9 protein-coding genes are annotated in these 21,144 nt (G+C 35.6%); all 9 read right to left on the bottom strand.

From position 1 onward, the window contains the following. Positions 1-149 precede the first annotated feature (149 nt). On the bottom strand, positions 150-4,268 hold the full coding sequence (locus ACFCYN_RS03520) for a S8 family serine peptidase (protein WP_375947539.1): 4,119 nt from the start codon (positions 4,266-4,268) through the stop codon (positions 150-152). A 365-nt stretch (positions 4,269-4,633) separates the two neighbouring features. Beyond that, complete coding sequence (locus ACFCYN_RS03515) at positions 4,634-8,158, bottom strand: S8 family serine peptidase (RefSeq protein ID WP_375947537.1); 3,525 nt, start codon at positions 8,156-8,158, stop codon at positions 4,634-4,636. A 289-nt stretch (positions 8,159-8,447) separates the two neighbouring features. After that, positions 8,448-12,590, bottom strand: a complete 4,143-nt coding sequence (locus ACFCYN_RS03510) for a S8 family serine peptidase (protein WP_375947535.1) — start codon at positions 12,588-12,590, stop codon at positions 8,448-8,450. 412 nt (positions 12,591-13,002) lie between these two features. Beyond that, positions 13,003-13,674, bottom strand: coding sequence for an AroM family protein (locus ACFCYN_RS03505; protein WP_375947533.1), 672 nt, complete (start codon positions 13,672-13,674; stop codon positions 13,003-13,005). A 45-nt stretch (positions 13,675-13,719) separates the two neighbouring features. Then, a complete protein-coding gene (locus ACFCYN_RS03500; protein ID WP_375947531.1) occupies positions 13,720-14,664 on the bottom strand; it encodes a DUF1177 domain-containing protein in 945 nt (314 codons plus the stop codon). A gap of 33 nt (positions 14,665-14,697) precedes the next feature. Continuing rightward, positions 14,698-15,747, bottom strand: coding sequence for an S-methyl thiohydantoin desulfurase family protein (locus ACFCYN_RS03495; protein WP_375947529.1), 1,050 nt, complete (start codon positions 15,745-15,747; stop codon positions 14,698-14,700). 11 nt (positions 15,748-15,758) lie between these two features. Continuing rightward, positions 15,759-17,363, bottom strand: a complete 1,605-nt coding sequence (locus tag ACFCYN_RS03490) for an OPT/YSL family transporter (RefSeq protein ID WP_375947527.1) — start codon at positions 17,361-17,363, stop codon at positions 15,759-15,761. A gap of 462 nt (positions 17,364-17,825) precedes the next feature. Beyond that, positions 17,826-18,605, bottom strand: coding sequence for an IclR family transcriptional regulator (locus tag ACFCYN_RS03485; RefSeq protein ID WP_375947525.1), 780 nt, complete (start codon positions 18,603-18,605; stop codon positions 17,826-17,828). Positions 18,606-19,207: 602 nt separating this feature from the next. Further along, positions 19,208-21,144: dockerin type I domain-containing protein (locus tag ACFCYN_RS03480; RefSeq protein ID WP_375947523.1), on the bottom strand; the 1,937-nt coding region annotated here is incomplete at its 5' end.

The raw sequence follows: 21,144 nt of genomic DNA, 5'->3' as shown, positions 1-21,144 counted from the left end.
ATTGGTATAATTTCTCAAAAAAATCCCCTTTATAAAATGCAATTCAATAAGTTTGACTGTCTTTTATAAGGGGATAAATTACATTACATTATTTCAAAACCTAAAAACTTAAATGTCTTCTAGTACTGCTGTAAAAATGAAATTAAGTTTTACTGCAATCCTAAATCACTTTTAATTGATTCTAACGTACTTCCTTTATATTTTTTGACTGCCTTTGGTGCTACTGTCACAAAAGGATTTGCTATTAAGTAGTTTTTCTCAACTAATGCTAAGTCTTTTGCATCAACAATTCCATCAAAATTAATATCAGCACTTCGCTTATTCGTGCCCCAATATGTTTGAATCATTAAAGCATCCATCACATCAATCACATTATCTTTATTAATATCACCTGGCTTAGCACCAACTGTTGAGTAGTTAACTGCTTCTCCAATATTAATTCCTCTCTCTGTTCTGCCAATTTCTAGCGGTGTATACGTCGTGAAATGTCCCGGAATATCCATAATTACTGTATATTTTTGAACTGCTGCAGGAATGCCTTTAAACGTAACATTTCCATTTTTTTCTATTGCTCCATCGTACATAACACCATTCATACCTTTTAGCTTCATTGTTGCTCCAACTTTCGTATAATCAATGCTACTGTTGTAAGTACCTGCAGCCGTATATAAGCCAACACCATTGATCTTAGCTGTTGCAGTCGAGTAAATTGGATACATCGGTAATGTACCTAAAATGATTTGAAGTCTATTCGCACTTTCGTTATTTACTTGCACCGTAGTAAAACTAAAAATTTGAGGAAATGGGTTAAGGAATTCGTTAGCGTTTGTATCAACGTTCATATCAAATAACGCCACATCTCCTGTAATTCCATCACCTGGTACAGTAAGTTTCACTGTCGTATTTAAACTTGTAGTACCTTTTATAGTTGTTGTTAGGTCTGAACCTTCTGGTAAACTATTTGCTTTTTTAAACTCAACGCTGTCCATATATTTAGCTACGTAGTCCATACTGAAATTAAGTGTGTTAGCTTTTCGTAAATTATGTGCATAGAATGTATAGGTAATTTTGTCACCAAATTCGATTGCATCTTTATTTGGTTTTGCATAGATATAGGAAGCTCCTGGCTTCGTATAATAAACCATTTTAGGTAATGTTGCATTACCTGCGTAATCAGCACCTACATATTGGATTGGATTAATCGTTCCAGCCACACTAACATCAGTTTTAAACTTTCCAGTTTCATCTGCACTTATTGAATACGCTGATGATGAACCAGGACCATAAAATAATTTATTATTCGCCTGTGTAAGAGGAATTCCTGCTTCTTGTGTTTTGTTTATTTCAGGGTCCAATATCGTTCCAGAAACTGTTACCGTATTTTGTCCTTCTGCCAGTTCTACAATTTGGGTATCCCCTTTTGGCATTGCATTTGTGTCATCGAACTTGATTGTTGGCCCATTATTATCAACACTTACTTTCGATGTTTTCACAAATTGTTTACCCGCTCTATTTGTCCCAATCATTTTAATGTCATAAACTCCATCCGGCGCTTTTTCAGACATATAACCGATTGGATTTTTTTCATCTCCAGTGAACGGAAAATATCTGCCGTAAAACCCGCCGTCTAACGTGTAATCTGTATCAACAGCTACACCAGTCGCACTAGAAGAATAAATTAGTCCGAGATCTTTATTTGTTTTCGGATCAACTAGTACCCAGTCCAATGTTTGCATCGAAGAGTTTAATCTAAAATCTAAATCAGTATCCTTTCGACTGAATAAATTGATGACTCGGTTCGTTGAAATACTCTTAGTATATGGTTCAAAGTAAGCCAAGCCTTCGTCTGCAGCTTTTACACCAAATGGAATACGATAGCTTTCTTCTGGATTGTTCTTGTCTTTAATATTAATATATCCCTCATAAATGCCTTTTTCAGCTACTTTCGGAATATCTAGTATTGCAGAAAGTTGTTTAGTACTATTAGCCTTTACCGTAAGTGTATTTGGCACCTGTAAAGTTACACCATTTTTCTTCGCATCCAATGAACCTTTTACACCTACATTGTACTCAACTGATAGTTCGTACTTTTTATCTTTACTACCAAAGTTTTTAAATGATAGTTTCCTAGTATCTGTATAATCCTTATCTGAAGAAACTGCAACGAATCCGTAACTGAGGCCACCTGTTTGTTCTGGAATAATTTTTTCTACGCCATTATCAATATAAGGTGTATTATCTTGAACACTAACAAATGTATCGGAATGAATTGCTTGCATAGGATCGATTCTACCAGCTCCGACTTCAAATACACTGTATGGATTTTTTAGTGGATCTGCTGTATTCATCAATACAGTCTTTACATCACCAGGCGTATATTCTGGATGAGCTTGCAACAGTAATGCCGCAACTCCCGCTACATGCGGAGACGCCATAGACGTACCTGACATTCTTAAATATGCCGATGAATAATCAGACGTATTATCTTTATTTGATATGTAAGAAGGCACTGTTGATAAGATGTCCACACCTGGTGCTGTTACTTCTGGCTTAATATCATATAAAGTGCCAGATGGTCCTCTAGAGCTAAATGTTGCCAATTCATCTCCTGGAAGATCTTTTTCACTTTTTGCGCCAAATGTGACAGTCGGTACACCTTTTGCAAATAAATCATTGATAGCTAGTCCATCATGATTTGTCATGGAAAATGTCGGGATATTATCGTTACTCTCACCTAAGAAAATTGGAATTTGTCCTTCGTCTGGATTCGAATTATAGATGATTACTCCTGCTGCTCCATGATCTCTTGCATACTCCATCTTCTCAATCAATGCATACGTACCACGCTGAACAAACGCGATTTTACCATTCACATCTTTTCCTGTGTAATCGTTAGGACCGCCTAAGCCCACATTTACAATGTCAAAGGATTTTCCAGATATACTGCTGAAATCATCTGTCCATTTTTTCGTCATCAACTGCATTGTCGCACCAGTATTACTGCTGCCAGAGACAAATTGACTCTCAAAATTTGTAGCTTTACTTGTAACCGTACTTGCTCCTACGGTTAGTGCTAGCGCAGCAGCTCCTGGTGATCCTAACGTATATAGCGCATCTCCAGAGTTCCCAGCTGCAACAACCGCAGTCACTCCGCTTAATACAGCATTATCAATTGCTATACTAGTCGCATATAACGGATCATTAATGGAAGCACCTAACGACAAGTTAATAACGTCCATTCCATCTTTAACCGCTTTATCGACCCCTGCCAGTATTGCAGCTGTTGTTCCACTTCCGTACGGTCCTAATACACGGTAAACATATAAATCAGACTCTGGAGCTACTCCAATGACCTTATAATCAGAATTGTTCTCTGCACGCCCCGCAATTGTTCCTGATACATGTGTTCCATGATCTGTATAATATGTTTCACCATTGGAATACTCTGCCTTTTTTGACTTTTGCCAATCCGCATAGGTTGTTTCCATCGGATCATTATCGTTGTCAACAAAGTCATATCCACCTTTATATGCATGCTTCAAATCCGGGTGATTATAGTCAACACCTGTATCAATAACCCCTACTTTAACACCTTTTCCTGTGTATCCTTCGTCATGTAGTTTATCAAGATTTAGGAACGGAATACTATCAACCTTTGTTTGATCCTTCGTTTCTGATTCTTCCGTTTGAGCAGGTGGATCAACATGTACTGTGTAATCACTATAAACAGCCTTTACGACATTCGAATTTAGCAATGATTTTACTTGATTTGCCGGTAAGGTTAATGCAACACCATTCATCGAATCCTTATACGTATATTTCACGTGATAGGCTTCTTTACCTGATTTTGACTTCTTTATTTTTGTTTGTAGATCTTTTTTAAACTGTACTTGTGATTTTTCTACATTCTCATTTGCTTGCGCAAGAGAAAGCTTCTCGCCTTTAATCGCTTTGGCAATTTGTGCTGCTTTTGCTGGTAGCTCTTTAAATTCCACGATAACAGTTACATCTTTATCACTTGATAAATCAATATCACGTGATAATTGTAATCCAGTTTTTAATTTATGATTATCTAAGTTTTGTAATGCCTCACGTTGCTCTTTCGTCAGACTCGCTAATATACTTTCTGCATTTGTATTTGTTTGTGCATGTGCAACAGAAGTATAATTTAGATTCGCTACTGGCCCTAGTAAAAGACCAGTACTTAACACGACAACTGCAGCCTTTTTCACCGAAGCAAAAGGCTTTATCTTATTCGACTTTTTCAATCTTATCAAGTCCTTCCATAATACAATTTAGAATTTTCACAAAAATCTAATTTTATTATAATGACAATTGATAAGTTTGTTATTTTGACAAATTTGTTCAACTAACTAATATTAATCGATAAATTTCAACAAGTAATTTTATATAAACTACTTGAAACTAGCTATCATATCACCCTTCGACCTTTACCTAGAAAGCTCAATTCCTTGTCTACCTTAGAGAAATTGGCAATTTAGATACGTGTCCTTCAACAAAGACTTTTCGACAGATGATAGTTTTGAAGAGTTACTAATTACGAGTTTAGAAAATTATTAATTCGAGTTATAAAAAAACCGACCTTCCATTAAGAAGATCGGCTTCCATTATCTTATTTTACTATTGTAACGGACACTGTTTTTGTTGTTACTTTAAATCCTTGCTTATCAACTGCATCAGCTGAAAAATAATATGTTCCAGCCGGGAAATCTGCATCTGGTGTCCATTTCAGATGAAGTTCATGCTCATTATTTACTGTTGTACTCTCTACTACTTTACCAGTTGAATCCTTCATATAAATTGTCCAATTTACACGAGTATTCGCTAATCCAGTAATTTGAGCAGGCTTACTCGGACTAACATTTGCGCTTGGAGAAACATTGAAAACAGTTACTAACATACTAGGGTTTATATAACTAGTATCGCCCCAAACTTTATAACTGACATTCATAGCATTATCAATTCCCATTACAACCACGCTTTTTGGTTCTTCATTGACTAATACTGAAGTTGCACCTACTGGCAATGATTTATATGTGCCATTATACCAAATAATAGCCCCTTTATAGCCCGAACCACTTCCAGCATCTACCGCGTCGAATGAAATTTCATATTGACCATCTTTTGGCTTCACTTGAACATTCGATACATTTGGACCAACTGAGTCGACTTTAATCGGCAGTTTTACTTTTTGTGGCTTCGCATTTGGATAGTCTAAAGTCGTTTTAATGACAAAACTATACGTATCATCACTTACTGTATTACCGTTTTGATCTTTTGCATCCCAGTTATATCCCGTATAGAAACGTGTTGAGGAAATAACGTTTTTACGAAGCGGATTAGGCTTACCACCATTATATTCACTAAAGTCTCCAAGATACTTAATCATCTTTCCTTTTTTGTCTTCAATATACATCTCTGCTTTTGCCAAGTTTCTAAATGCTGTAAATGTTGGGAATACGCCTTTTAGTATTGAATTTGGAGATGTAGCGATTGCATTCATGTTAAATTTACCCGTTTTAGCATCGTATCCCATCGGAGCTGATGCACCTTCATCATTCCAAAGTGCTGTATAACCTAAAAATGCATCCTCTCGATCCCAAGCTGCAGGATCAATATTATTTGGTTCAGTCCAGTCACCATTAAAGCCCATATAAGGTACAGTTAAAGGAACTGCAGAGTCACTATTTTGTCCAGTTGGTACAAGGCGGACAAATCCTTCAACAAATTCATTTTTCCTTAATGTTCTAGGTAAGCGAATCTCTACATTCAGATTTTTCGTTTGTCCTGCTTTAATTTGCAATGTTGAACCTTCAGCACTAGTAAGCTTCTCTCCATTTACATAGATTGAGGCACCCTCAATACGTTTACTTTTTAATGATAAATAGTCTTTTGATTCTAAAGTTCCATCACCATTAAAGTCAAATTGTTTTGTATCAATTCCATCTGTTAGTAAGTCTACATTAATAGTGTATTCATAATCTTTTTTCGTATCTTTTGCTACAAGAGATTCAACATTTAAATTGAGGATAGCTCTATCGTTTTTAATTTCTTTTAATGCAACTGCTCCCGCTTGCTCAAGAGGTGTATTTTTTCTCGTCACAATAACAGGTGTTTTAATTGCATTTTGTATTTGCATTAAACCAGATCCCTGTATACGAGGTGAATATGGGATTTTGCTATCAGTTTGAGGATCCATTACTACATTAGAGGTATTCATTAAAGCAATTTTTGCCTTTAATGCTGTATCTTCTGAATGCGTTAATCCTTTTTCATAAAGTGATTGTAGAACTAATGCAGCACCACCTGCGACATGCGGAGTTGCCATTGATGTACCGCTCATAACTTCGTACTCATTTCCTGGTACTGTAGAGTATATTTTTCCTCCTGGTGCAGAAATTTCAGGTTTAAAATCTAAAGTAGTTGGCGCTCCATAAGATGAAAAATAAGACATTGTATCTCGAAGTGGATTATCTATCCATGTACTCTTTGTTAATTTCATTTTGACAACTTGTCCACTATTTAACTTATTAATTAAAGCATCCCCTGCTTCTTTACTAGTTGTCGCTGTAGGGGTAAGATTACTACCTAAATTCACGTATGGATAATCTGCCATATTAGTAGCCGGAACTAAAATAACTGCCTTAGCACCACGCTTTTTAGCCTGATTTTGCATTGAAGAATAGGTTGAATAAGATGTATTTGGTTTAAAAACTACAATTTTTCCAGCTACATCTTTACCTGCATAATGCTCATCTTTAAATCCTTCACCAACGTAAACTAGCTCATAACTTTCATTAGGAGAAAGTACTCTTGAAAGTTTGAAATTATATTGAGATTGATCTTGATATGGGAGTTGTAAACCATTTTCTTCCCCCAATGTATTTAATTCGTATTTCGTATTTTCATAGGAAGCTACTGACAAAGCAAATGGACTGACGCCTGGTTCTCCTACAGTCCCAATATCAGGATTATCTGCATACGGTTGAGTAGAAGCCGACATGATGTTATTTTTCGTACTATATGCTGCGTTTCCTCCTGCAACTACGACAAGTGTTCCATGTTCAGTTGCTTCACGAATTGCCTTTTGAATTGGATCTTTATCCTCGCCAACGAATCCTGAATCAGTTCCAAGACTCATATTAATGACATCTGCTCCCATGGCAACAGCATGGTCAATTCCTGCAATAATATCATCTTCGTATGCTCCACCTCCGCTATCAGAGAATACTTTTTCTGCTAGCAGCTGAACACCTGGTGCGATTCCTAGTACACCATCATTCTCTTCATCCCCATTTGCACCAATTGTTCCTGAAACATGTGTACCATGAGGATTTCCATTTGCACCACGTGGGATAACATCCGTATCATTATCAGCCCAGTCGTATCCAGTCGGAACTTTATCACTATACCACTGATCATTAACGGCAGTTTCAGATAATTTACTTTGAATATTACTTTGTGTTAGCTTCTCTTTTTGTTTTCCTTTTTCAGTTAACGTCATATCTTGGTGAGTATAATCGATCCCTGAATCAACTACACCAACAACTAGCCCTTCGCCTTGATAACCATATTTTTCCCATACACTTTGTGCTTGTACTAATTCTTTACTTGTTTTCATTGTTGGTTCATAAGTTCTTGCAATATGTACATTTGTTACACCAGGGGTTGCCTGTAAATCTTTAATATTTTTATATGCGGTATCTAAGCTGAACCCATTAAAGCCATCATAAAATCGGTGTCTAATCTTTGGATTTAATTTCTTTTTCGTCATTTTAGAAACGACATCGTCCTGATTTTGTTTCATTAGAGCTTTTTTACTTAACTTAGCTTTCGTTTGTGTAGCTTGCCCTGGTTCTTGAACTTCGACAATTACACGTACTTTTTCATTAGGGTCATACGCTTTTACGCTATTCTTATCGATGCTACTATAACCATCTTTATCAGAAGTTTTAGATGCTTGTTTATTAAGATCTGCTAAATAGCTTTTTAACCCTTCATGCACAATCTCATCAACTTTCGAACTAGAAGGTTGATTCTCCTTTGTAATTTGTGCATATCCTGTTGTAGTTATAAACATTGCTGCTAAAGTAGTTGCCGTAATGACACGGAATGGAAATTTCTTTCGATTACCCATAAACTTAAAACTCTCCCCTCGTAATCTATTAAATTATTAATTTATGTTAACTCCAAGTAAGAAGCTTTTAGGCTGTAAGCAACTCCAACTTGAATGTATAACCTCGAGCTATTATATATCCGCATTTTTTACTGAATATTCAGAATTAAAAAGTTAGACTATTTACTATTTTTAAATTCTCTTTGTGAATAAAAAATTAGCATAGATAACAATCAATAATGGCTGATTCAATGATTGCATCATTAGCTTTCATTGAACCAGTCACTTAATTGATTACACCATAACTATATTATTCTATTCCAAGCTCACTCATAATGGATTCCAATGTATCCCCTTTATATTTTTTCTTTGCTTCTGGAGATGTACCTGGATGTAAATATTCTAACGTTGAATTTTTCTTTAAATAGTTTAATTTTACGAGTTTCATATCTTTTTCATCTACAACGCCATCAAAATTAATGTCAGCTGCACGCTTGTTCGTTCCCCAATAAGTTTTAATGTACTCAGCATCCAGTACATCAATAACGTTATCTTTATTCACATCTCCTGCAATAACGTACGCATCGCTAACTAATGCGTTTAAGCCAGCTTGGAAATTTCCTTTTTTAGTAGTAGTTGTAACTGTGTCATAATATGTGAAATGTCCTGGTACATCAATTGATACAGTATATCCCTTATCATTCAGTGGTACATTTCCAAAGTTGTATGAACTAGTAGATCCTAAGTTTTGTTCAAGTACGGTTCCTTGAGAGTCTTCCAGCTTAATCTTCCCACCTATTTTTGAGTAATCTAATGCCCCATTCCATGCATTAGTTTCAGTGAGTAAACCTTGAGAAATAACCTTTCCTGATACAATTGATTGTTTTTGAGCAATTTGAATACCATTGTAAGGAAAGAAAGGTTGAGGTGATACCCATTTTCCTGCTGTATCATAGAACGTTGAAGCAAAACTTAAAAACCCGGTTGAATTCGACTGATTATCTTCTTTTACTTTTAGATATACATCAACCATCGGTATATCACCTGTCACATCCTGAGTGCCATCCATCGTCAATGTATAGATTTCGCTTGAATACATTCCACCATTTACTGGTCTAGTTTCATGCTTTAGATCAACTGAACCATATTTGGAGAGTTCAGGGCGTACATCTACTTTTACAACTTCAACTTGCTTCGGATCGATATATGGTCTAAATTGTACCTGCTTAAAATTCTTTAGGTTTTGAGCAGTTATTGAATATTTTACTGTTTCCCCTGGCCTCACTACATCTTTGTCCATTTCCCCTGTTAAATAAGTCGTGCCTTCTTTCAAGAAATAAACTGTTTTACGACTCTTTCTATTGTTTGCAGCATCAAGTCCATCTATATATGCAGTAATGACATCCTTACGATTATCTAGTGGAATATCATAATCTAATTGCCCGTTAGTATCTACTTGTTTAATAGAGTCAGGATAACCGGAAAAACCAGAATACGTAAATCCTACTTTATTTTTAGATTGGTCAATATCAAAACCAAGAGATTGCATTTCTGCCACTTCATGATCAATAACTGTCGCTTTAATTGGATAAGATGTTTGATTGGCAGGATATTCAATTACATTTTTATCGTCGACATTCGTTTGAAAATCTGGATTTGTGTTGTCTACGAAGAAATCTTTTTCAATCGGAAATGTCTTTCCATGATCATTTGTACCAATTAATTTAAGCTTGTAATGTCCTTGTGGCGCTTTTACAATTTTATCAGAGATTGGCTGATTTTTATCTCCAGTATATGGAAAATATGACCCATCATATCCAAGCCATCCATAGTCTACATTTTCATTGACTGCTATTCCATCAAACTGACCAATATAACCTAGATCCTTACCTGTTTCTCCATCTACTAATACTGCATCAATCACTTTCATATGAGACTTTACACTAAAGCCAAAAAGTAAATTTGTTGGATAAACTTGATCCGCTCCATTTGTTACGGTAGCCATTGAAGGATTAGCAATAGATAAATCACCCATTCCTTCTTCAACTGTCCGAATTGCAAAAGGAACTTTATACGACTCATTTGGATTAGCTTTGTTTGTATAAACGATATAACCTTCATATGTACCATTCTCAGCTGTTTTCGGAACAAAAATAGACACCTTCGTCTGCTTTTGACTGTTCCCTTTCACCTTAATTTCTGAATCTGTAATTAAATGTACATCATTTTGTTTTGCATCCATTGAACCCCTTACACCAGTTTGGAATTGTACATCTACACTAAAGGTTTTAGTCTCACTTTCCATATTAGTTAGACTAATTTTACGGCTCTCTAAAATATCATTGCCAGTAGATCCAAACGAACCGTAACTGATTCCGCCTGTTTTTTCTTCAATAGATGTTTGTACCCCATTACTAATAAGTGGCGTTTTATCTATGACTTCAATCTCCATCCCTGTATGGACCGCTCTATAAGGGTCAATTCGACCTGCCCCAACTTCAAATACGCTGTACGGTTTCTTCAATTCATCGGCCGTATTCATCATTATCGACTTTATATCTTCGGGCTGAAGATTCGGATTTGCTTGCAACATTACAGCTGCGACCCCTGCAGTATAAGGTGATGCCATTGAAGTTCCAGATAATCTTTGATAAGCATAATGATAGTCACTTTGATTATCCTTACTGTTTATATAGGAAGGAACCGTTGACAAAATCGAAACACCAGGTGCCACGATTTCCGGCTTAATATCATAATTTACACGAGAAGGTCCACGAGAACTGAAGTCTGCTAATGTGTCTCCCTCCAAGCTACCTTTGCCCATTTCTGTAAACGTAAAAGATGCATTACTTGCTTGTACTTGTTTTAATAAAGCTAATCCTTCAGCATTTGATAACGAGAATGTTGGAATATTCGTTGTACCTTCTCCAAGGTAATAAGGTATAAGTCCTTCATTTGGATTGTCGTTATACATTAAAATTCCTGCTGCTCCCTTTAGTTGCGCATACTTCACTTTGTCTTGTAAAGTAATCGAACCTCGAGCGACAAGTACAAACTTTCCTTTTACATCCTTACCTAAATAGTTGCTTGAACTACCAACTCCAACATCTACAATAGGAAATGTTTTTCCTTTTAAACCTGGTATATTATCTGAATACGCTTTCGCCATTAATTGTACATGAGCTTGTACAGGATCTTCTCCATCAGTCGAGATTGTAAATGTTTCCATGTCAATTGGTACATCACTTGCTCCGACTGATATTGGCAGTGCAGCTGCACCAGGTGACCCTAATGTATACAGATCACTGCCAGAATTCCCTGCTGCTACAACCGTTGTTACTCCACTTAACACGGCATAATTAACTGCCATACTTGTTGGAAAAAGTGGATCATTTACAGCAGCACCGAGTGATAAATTTATTACATCCATGCCGTCCGCAACTGCCTTATCGATCCCTGATAAAATAGCATCGGTTGTTCCTGAACCGTATGGACCAAGTACACGGTATACATAAAGGTCAGCATCAGATGCAATACCAGTTGTTGCATACTCACTATTGTTTACGCCACGCCCTGCAATCATACCGGAGACATGTGTTCCATGTTCTGTATAATACGTTGAACCATTGGTTGTTTCAGCTTTCTTAGAATTCTTCCAATCCGTATATGTCGTTTCCATTGGATCTGTATCATTATCTACAAAATCATATCCGCCTTTATAGGCACCCTTTAAATCAGGATGATTATAGTCTATTCCTGTATCAATAACTCCGACTTTAACTCCCTTACCCGTATAACCTTCATCATGTAATTTATCAACACCAAGATACGAGTTTCCTCCAGGGATGTTTACCGCCGATGCATTCTGCTTTGTTGTATTTTCTTGTTTTGGAAGATCTAGTTGAACAGCCTTATCACTCCAAATAGATTTAACAGCATCAGAAGCTAATAAGCTCTTAACCTTGTTTGCAGGGAGCGTCATTGCCACCCCATTAAAGGCGTTCTTATAGACGCGCTTTACTTTAAAAGAAGATTTCTTTTTTTGAATATCTTCTTTAAAAATTGATTTTAAATCTTGTTGAAATGTAGCTTGGTCTTTGTCACGTAAACTTCTTGCTTTACTGGCAGTTAAACTATTTCCATTAACCTCTGCTTCTAGCTGCGCAACTTTTTCAGGCTTTTGTTTAAATTCAACAATAACTGAAATTTCTTTTTCACTATTTAGGTCAACACTCGGATCAAGCTTTATACCTGAACTATCATTTAATTCCATCTTTCTCAAAGCAGAACGTTGCTCCTGAGTTAAGTGCGATAAAGTTTCTTGTGAATCTACATTCGATTCAGCTTTTACAACAGAATGATAGTTTAATGGTGTCACTGTTCCTAATAATACGCCTAAGCTCATTACTACATTAAAAGCATTTTTTCTTTTATTGGTACTATGTTGCCTCATTGATCTAGTACTCTCCCTTCTGAATATAAAATAGTTTAGTTATTTCGAATTTTCTTAAAATTCTAATCACATTATAATGAGAATTGATTTATTTGCTATTTTGACAAAATCATTCAACTACCAAATATAAATCGATAATTTTCAACAAGAAGATTAATTTAAACTAATAAAAAAAATAGTTAAATAAATCTTCTTAATAGAATTAACAAACGCCAATCCCTGTCCTAACAATTGATTGGCGTTTTCTATAAGCGTTTTAATGAAGTTGTTAACTATTGGAAATGAATGTAATATTTTATCGAAAAACTTCTTCATAAATAAAACGCTATTCTTTCTTAAAAATACACAGAAAGAATAGCGTTTTTTTTTGGTGAGTAATTGCTTTATACTAAAAGGAATGCTGTTGAAACGATTAAATCATTTCTGAAACTAGTTTTCCCATCATTACATTCGATACAATCACAGGAAGGCCAGTTACTTTTGACACTAATTGTCTTGACTGTTCTGAGTATGCCATGCAATCTAGTAAAATAATATCTACTTTATCCTTCAGTTCATTTCCTGCATTTTCATAGTTTGTCAAGTCATTCTTAAAAGGAGAAGCAACCGCAAAGTGTGGATTCATTCCAAATGATGTAAACTTACTCCTTAAACTTTCTTCTTGTTCTGCCAAAGGCAAAATAACGCCAAATCGACGCTGACCAACTATTGATTTAACGACAGGAGGAATAATTTTATCTGGTTCAATCAAATAAGATGATTTTGTGTGTATTCCTGGAAATACGCCAGTACAAAGAAGTAGAATTTGCTTGATTCCCATCTTCTCAAATTGATTGATCTTTTCTTGTAAAATTGGCTGTATTTTCTCCCTTGACATCACGACAGAATCACCATTTGTTAAACGAGTAGTTAACACATAATCACCCAATTCGGGTGACAGATGTTCCTCAATATATTCCTTCTTCAAACCGTCCAATACACCAACCTGAACTAATTCAGATCGGCCATCTATATATTTTTCAAAAACTGGTGCAACATCTTGACGCGGAGCTTGACCGATTGTAATCATTCCTAGTTTTGCCATCTACTACTCCTCCCATTAAAAGGCAAGTGGGCATACCACTTACTTTCAATGAATAACTTCATTCCCCATTGTTTGTAAGATTTTCATAGAACCATAGAGTTTCGTAATTTTATCAAATTCAACTTCATCATAAAATTTGCAAGTACCATTTGTTGTTTCCTTTGCAACTTCAATTGCAAATCGAGCGGCTAATGCTATATCTGTTTCATGACTTGCTCCTGTACCACATCCTGGTACAGCTGATTGCGCTGTAATTGCTAAACCTACAACAGGCGAATCCGTAGCAACGGACGGCTGTAGAATAGAATTAATATGATAGATGTCATTTCCATAAGGTGTTATATCCTGCATTGTAATTGGATACGTAACAGGAAGCTGTCCTGAAGTCATCTCCATTATTCGTAGCAAATCATCACTGACACGAAGAATATACCCTTCTTTTACAGTCGGTGAGATCGCAATTCCCTTATGATTAATCACTCGATTACCTTTTGTAGTATCAATAGATAAAACAACTTCCATTTCGGATAGGACTTCATATTTATTCATTGTTAATATATCGACTGGTGAATCCATAAAATCTACAGGTTCATGTGGCAAGGTTGGTGCATCTGGACAAATATGAGTTGTAACAATGACGTCACCTTTTAAGGTATCTCCTTTTACTTGCATATCTGCTAATTTTAATGCAGAAGCAACTGCTGCAACGGCACCATCTGCATCAGAAACTAGTCCAATACGGCTAGGGCGTGCACCAATACCACCAAGACGACCTACAATTCCAATAGTAGGGGCCACACCACCCCTACTTTTTCCTTCTACTCCAGGAATTATTACTTTAATAAAATCTGTACTACCTTGCTCTCCTGATACCGTTGTTACTTCTACTGTAACATTAGGATATGAAGTAAATAATTCCTTTACTTTTTCCCCATTTACATATGCATTATCTAGTAAATCAATTACCGAAAGTGTTTGTTTCAATGTCATATAAAAACCTCCACCTAATTTACACGTTGTGTATTAAAGAACTGATTTTTTTATAATACCTTCAATTTGTTTAAGTAGTTTCTCATTACTCATTGTAGAGCTTAAGATTAAGTTTTCTTTTGGTACTGCAATTACTGAAAGATGCTGTCCTTTTTCGATTGCTGCAGACACAATTGGTTTTGCTGTTTTTGCGTCAAAAGTCATAATTAAATCCGGGAAAGTTGCATATCGCTCTCCATCTTTTTCTAGTGTCATATACTCATTCCAGAATGTTAACTCATAGGAATCATTGATCCAGAGCGTTCCAACATCAAATCCGCCCGCTGTTTCAAGCTGAAACTCAGTGACAATTCCAGTTGTAATCACTTTTCCATCTAACTTTTTAACGACCGCATCAATTGCAGCTTCACCTTCATGGCTTAATAAAGCCTCACCGACTTCTATTGCTTGTCTGATTGCACCAGGTGCTCCATTTTGCTTTGCATATTCTACAGACACAGGATTTCTAGCAACGGCAACGACTCCACCTGCTTCAACTGATGCCTTTCGAACCATATTAGATGCCTTATCAAGAGAGCCTGAAATACTCACCTCGACATATCTGTCATCTTTTCCACCAATTGCAGCTTGGTGGGATACATAATCAGTAAGCTCAGATAAATTTAATGAGCCCATTGAGCCTGTTGGATGTGCTCGTCCATTACAAGGTATATCAATTACCGGGATATTCGTTACAGCACTTTGAAACCAACCATTCACAGAAGTTGCGGCACCGTTCTCATTGGTTATAATCCCTTTTATTGGTTTTTCAATTTTTTTGGAAAGTAGCTCTAATGCCTGAGCATAGTGAATTGGTTTAACAAATTGATCCTTTGCAGCAGGAGCTCCTACTAAAGATACAGTTACAAGCGTATCCTCATCTTCAAGCTCATCAATTGTAAGAAGTTGCGGCTGTCCAACTTGAAGAGCCAACTTACCAATTTTAAGACCTTCTTCAATCCAGCCGCCACCGCCGCCTCCTAGAACTGCACCTCCATAAACTGCATATTCCACCATTTTTTCATCTAATTTTATAGTTGCCAATTGATTTCGCCTCACTTTTTAATTTTAAACATAGAATTAAAGAAACTATACAGTGCGTCACCCGCAATAAAGCCCGCGGCTAAAATACTCATTGGAGCTTCTGCTTCTTTCCCTTTTACCTTTAATACAACAACACGAATTAAAATCCCTAACAAAACTGCCCAACATGCATTTGGACTTAGAATTAGTAAGCCTGTGGCAAATAAGACTCCTAATTGTCGTCCAGGACCACCAATTAATTGAAGAATCGCACCTGGAATTGCCCAGAGTAAAAGTTGTTTTGCTACCTCAGGAGATGCGCCTGCTTTAATTGTTGAAACATATACGGCATCAATTGGAGGCACTAAATTTTGAGCGAAATACCCTTTATAAGTGAAAAGTACTGTTAAAAGCGCAACCCCAAAAGAAATCATCCCAGTAATATATTGTTGCTTTCTTCCTTGTAATTCATATTCTTTGTCTTCACCATTGCCTCGAAGAATGTATCCAGTTTTCAAATCATATCCCATATCGGCGAAGGCCGGGCCAGTAGCAGCGCTGAATCCAGCTAACAGTGCAAGTGCCACAGGTGGAAATCCGATCAACATTCCAAATAGAAGCGTAATAAATGCAACTGCGAAGGCCGGAAACCAACCAGAATGCATAGCTGCAATCCCAACAATTAACTCATGTACAAATGCTGCAAAAGCTGCAAATAACATAAAACCAAGTAACATCCCTAGGGACATTTTTGTAATAAGTCCACCAGTAATCGCAATCAGAAGGGCTATAATGAGATATGCAATAAACCCATAGCCTAATGCTCTTCTTGCTTCCTTAATCGGTCTAGTTAAAGTATCCTCAGCTGATTTCTCTGCTTTACTAGTCTGTAAATTCTCATTACCTTTCTTTTGTTTCCCAAAAATCAGCAATGAAACTTGGAATAAGGCTACAATTCCAGCTCCGATCATGAACCCATGAGCAATGTAATGCTGATTAATATCAAAATCAAACCAAGGAATCGAATATTGGCGAATCATCAGACCAATCCCAAACATCGAAAGCGCCCATATATTACCGATAAATGCTGTACCAAATGCAGACATTGAAATACCAAAATAAGATCCAATTAGCCCGATTCCTGTACCAACTCCTAAAAGTGCCGCACGTTTTCCTCCCTTATCTCCAGCTAAGATGGATTGAGCTGTCGCAACTCCGGGTGCCCAAGTTTCAGATGCTGGAAATAACCTAGAATCAAAAATTTTGTATAAGATTGCAGCATCAACAAACATTGCTAAGGCAGCACCAATTAACATAGGAACAATTAATTTAGAGTTCCCCATAACGAATGGAATTCCTATTGGTATTAACAAACTGTTAGCTGCTCCAAACGTCGCAGAAGAAATTGAAGTTTGAACTAAATTCTGTCGATGAACCGATTTGTATTTTTTAAACATCGCTCCTGGAATTCTAGCTACTAGCATGGCAACAAGTGCACCAACGATAGATGTACTAGGTGTTACTCCAAGTGTTGTAATGATTTGCATTCCAATGATTGCTCCGATAATACTCGTTACAATATTAAAGATCAGTGCAAAGGGTTCAAAAATACTTGGATGCTTCTTTTTGTCGTTCATAAAAAATCCCCCCATTTAAATTCTCCAAAGTTATCAAATAAAAACTCTCTCTATAAGTTATTAAATGTTATGCCCACCTTTAGATGGTTTTTTAGTTTTGGTACTGCTCGAATATCCCCCCATTTATCTCCATTGTCTTTATTGTTTCTATATTAGAAACGCTGTTTCTTTTTATAAACTAATTATATATAATAATCTAAAAATTTTCAATATTAATATTCTTCCAGACTTTGTTAACGAAAAATGAATGCTCGCTATCCAATTTGCTTGCAAATAATTTTTTTTGAACAAATAACATGACTTTATTGGTTTAAGGTTCATCACTTAGTCATAAAAAAATGCACGACGAATGTTAGATGTACTAACATTCGTCGTGCATTTCAGCGTGATCTATATAAATATAACAAATTTTTACTAAATTAACTCTGCATATTTAGAAAAAAGATCATTCAATAATATAATTCATCTTGATATGTAACTATTTTGAGTTCCCATATTATATTGGGAGAAGTAGCTTTGGATTTTCTCTGCGGCTTTTTGGAGCTTCGGTAATACTTCAGGAACAATTGATTCAGGCATTCGATATTCTGGTCCCCCTATTGTTAATGAAGCAATAATTTCATTATTACTGTTAAATAATGGGACAGCTAAAGCAAATATAGATTCAGAATATTCGCCGATTGAGTAGCACCAACCTTTTGCTCGAATTACTTCTAAATCAGCCATCAATTTTTCAGGTTCTAGAATTGTCTTACTTGTAAATGCCTGTAGCCCTTTATTAATAATCTCTGCTCTTTTTTCTTCTGGGAGATAGGCCATCATAACTTTACTAGACGCCCCTGCATATAGGACGGTTCGCGTTCCAATCGAAACAGCAAATTTAATTCTTTTTTCAGTTTCAGCAATTTCTACTGTGACACCATCTGCTCCATCTAACCACGTTAAAAAAGTAGACTCTTCTGTTCCCTCTGAAAGCTCTTTCATAATTGGATAGACGTAATCTGAAAGATTCATTTTTTCTTGAACAATATGACCATATTCCAGAAAACGAATTCCAAGTTCATATTTCTTTGTTTCTGAGTTCTGAGATAAAAAACCATGACTTTCAAACGTCGATAAGATTCTATAAACGACTGAATGGTTCATATTCATTTCCTTAGATAACTCTCGAACACCCCAAGACGGATTTTGCTTTGTAAAACATTTCAATAGCTCTAATGAATTGTCTAACGTCTTTAGCATTTTGCCACACCTCTATGTCTCTCTATAGGAACCGCAGTTTCTTTTTTTAATTATATTATAACTTTTAATTGTGGAAGAATAAAACAAAAAATGAAGAGCCGTCATAAGTAACTGTTTCATTTTCTTCACAATATGTCTATCAGAAAGAGATCCAGTATGACAACATACAACTTTTATACTTTGGTAGTCTTATAATATGTCTAAACATTTTAAAGAAATCCAAAATCTTATAATAATCTCTGGCTATGGCTTGTTAAGAGGAAAATAACTGAATAAATTTTAACACATTAATTTATGATCATTAGAATTAAAATAATTGAAGTTAAAAATAAAAACACTAGTAATAAAGGATAAACGAACAAATGCACTTACATATCCTCCAATCGACTATATTTATCAAATGTACTATCTATTATCTAATTATATTTTTGTAAAAATTTTCCTCTTTTTTATTTTATTTTTCTTTGTAACCATATGTAAAAGTAAAAAACTAGTATTATTTATAAAACAAATTTTGAATCTGCTATAGATATAGAAAGACTCCGGTTCACAACCGGAGCCAATAAAACCAAGAAATATTTTTAATTTATTCGTCTTTTATATTAGTTAATTCCAAGATCTTCCTTAATGCTCTCTAAAGTAGCAGTTTTGTATTTCTTCTTAGGTGCTGGTGAATTTGCGATTGAAGTATTTTGCATTAAGTAGTTTTTCTCTACAAATGCAAAGTCTTTCGCATCAACTACGCCATCAAAATTAATATCCGCAGCACGTTTATTAGTTCCCCAATAAGTTTGAATATAAATTGCATCCATTACGTCGATGACATTATCGCCATTTACATCACCTGCATTGTTTTTGTCAATCTCTACTAACTTTTGAGCCCCGGCAAGTTCACCATCGAAGTTTCTTGATAAATTTGTTGATACTTTACTTGCAAGATGTCCTGGCACCTTCACATAGATATCATAGTTTTTATCTGAAAAAGGTAGGTTATTAAATGTAAAGTAAGAACTTTTTGTAAGACTACTTACATCATAAATTTTACCATTTGCATCCTGTGCATAAACGATTGCTCCAAGTTTAGAGTAATCTACCGCAGTATCTATTTGTCCATTTTTCATGAAAGCTTCAGGTGCCATAGTTCCGCTCACCGTCGATTGTTTCGGTAATACATAGAATGGTTTGTCTTTATATACTTTAATTAAGTTAGTAGTAGTTGCATCTGCTGTTTTCTTATATTTAAACGATGATACATCAAATCCATATCCTTCTTGTAAGTATAGATTATCTTTTGTCAATTTAAGTGTAACATCTAAGAAAGGTAAATCTTTATCAACTGTTAAACTTCCTTGATCAATAGAAGCACCAACTTTAACAGAACCTGTACTCAAAACTGGTGAATTTAAGTTAACTTTTGCACCTTTTTCCTCAGCATATTTTTTAAATGCATCATTTATTTTTACGCTTTGGAATGAATAATTGTTATTAGAAAAAGGCAAAGTGAACTCTCCAGAAGCTAGCTGCTTAATATTGTTTAAGTTCAATGTCATTGTAATTTCGTCACCAAGTTTAATCTTGTCTTTGTTATAAGTTGGAACTGCGTATTCTGTTCCTGCTTTAATAAACTGGTAACGCTTAATGCCTTTTGGATAAGATTCTGCTGCTGTTCCGTTATCAAAAGCAAATAAATTCGAATCTACAAAACCTACTCCGTCAACCTCAGTCTTAGTTACTGGGAATCTAAAGTTACCATCCGGATCAATTGAAAGTAGACGATAATTATATACGCTATATTCAAAATTTAATGCACCATTAATCGATTGATCAACATTTAAACCTTTTTGTTTCAGTCGGTCAACACCTGCATCAAATATGTTACCATGAATCCAGATTGCTGGCCCATTATATCCAGCTTCTGTCGTATACATTGAATCGTTCACTTCATAAATACCTGGCTTCATATCTACTTCTAATTTAGGTGGCGTATTGTCAATCGTAAAGTTAGAATCCATGCTGTATGATTTTCCTTGGTCATCATGCGTAACCATTTCAAGGGTATAGTCGCCTTCAGGCAGCCTTACCTTTTGATTGGAAATAGGTCGTTTTTTATCATTTGTAAATGGATAGATTATACCAGTAAATAGACTCTGAGAAAAATAGTCTTTACCTGTCAATAGATTACTTGCAGCAAAAGTACCTACAACTCCAATTGGTTCGCCTGTATTTCCATCTTTCACTAATACATCGATCGCTGTTGCTGGGCTTGACAATTTAAAGTACACATTTTCAAATAATGTCGACATAGGATGTATATTTTCCGGATTATCCGACATCATTGGCCTACTCACGTGCATATAATCAAATCCTTTACTATTTTTTATATTAATTGCAAATGGGATTTGATAGTTTTCTTCTTTATTGTTTGAATTGACAAAATAAATATATCCTTCATATCTTCCTGTTACTGCTTGTTTTGGTACATTAATTGTTGGATTAATTTCGACAGATTTTCCTGCAGCTACAGATATAGTACTTGGTA

The sequence above is a fragment of the Gottfriedia sp. NPDC056225 genome, from assembly GCF_042267765.1.
Taxonomy (GTDB): domain Bacteria; phylum Bacillota; class Bacilli; order Bacillales; family Bacillaceae_G; genus Gottfriedia.
The sequence above is the reverse complement of the archived record's forward strand: the minus strand, read 5'-3'. Positions and strand labels throughout refer to the sequence as shown.

Coding starts and splice junctions, on each gene's coding strand:
- ACFCYN_RS03515 (WP_375947537.1), bottom strand. CDS start 8,158: ATGGGTAATCGAAAGAAATTTCCATTCCGTGTCATTACGGCAACTACT.
- ACFCYN_RS03505 (WP_375947533.1), bottom strand. CDS start 13,674: ATGGCAAAACTAGGAATGATTACAATCGGTCAAGCTCCGCGTCAAGAT.
- ACFCYN_RS03490 (WP_375947527.1), bottom strand. CDS start 17,363: ATGAACGACAAAAAGAAGCATCCAAGTATTTTTGAACCCTTTGCACTG.
- ACFCYN_RS03485 (WP_375947525.1), bottom strand. CDS start 18,605: ATGCTAAAGACGTTAGACAATTCATTAGAGCTATTGAAATGTTTTACA.
- ACFCYN_RS03510 (WP_375947535.1), bottom strand. CDS start 12,590: ATGAGGCAACATAGTACCAATAAAAGAAAAAATGCTTTTAATGTAGTA.
- ACFCYN_RS03500 (WP_375947531.1), bottom strand. CDS start 14,664: ATGACATTGAAACAAACACTTTCGGTAATTGATTTACTAGATAATGCA.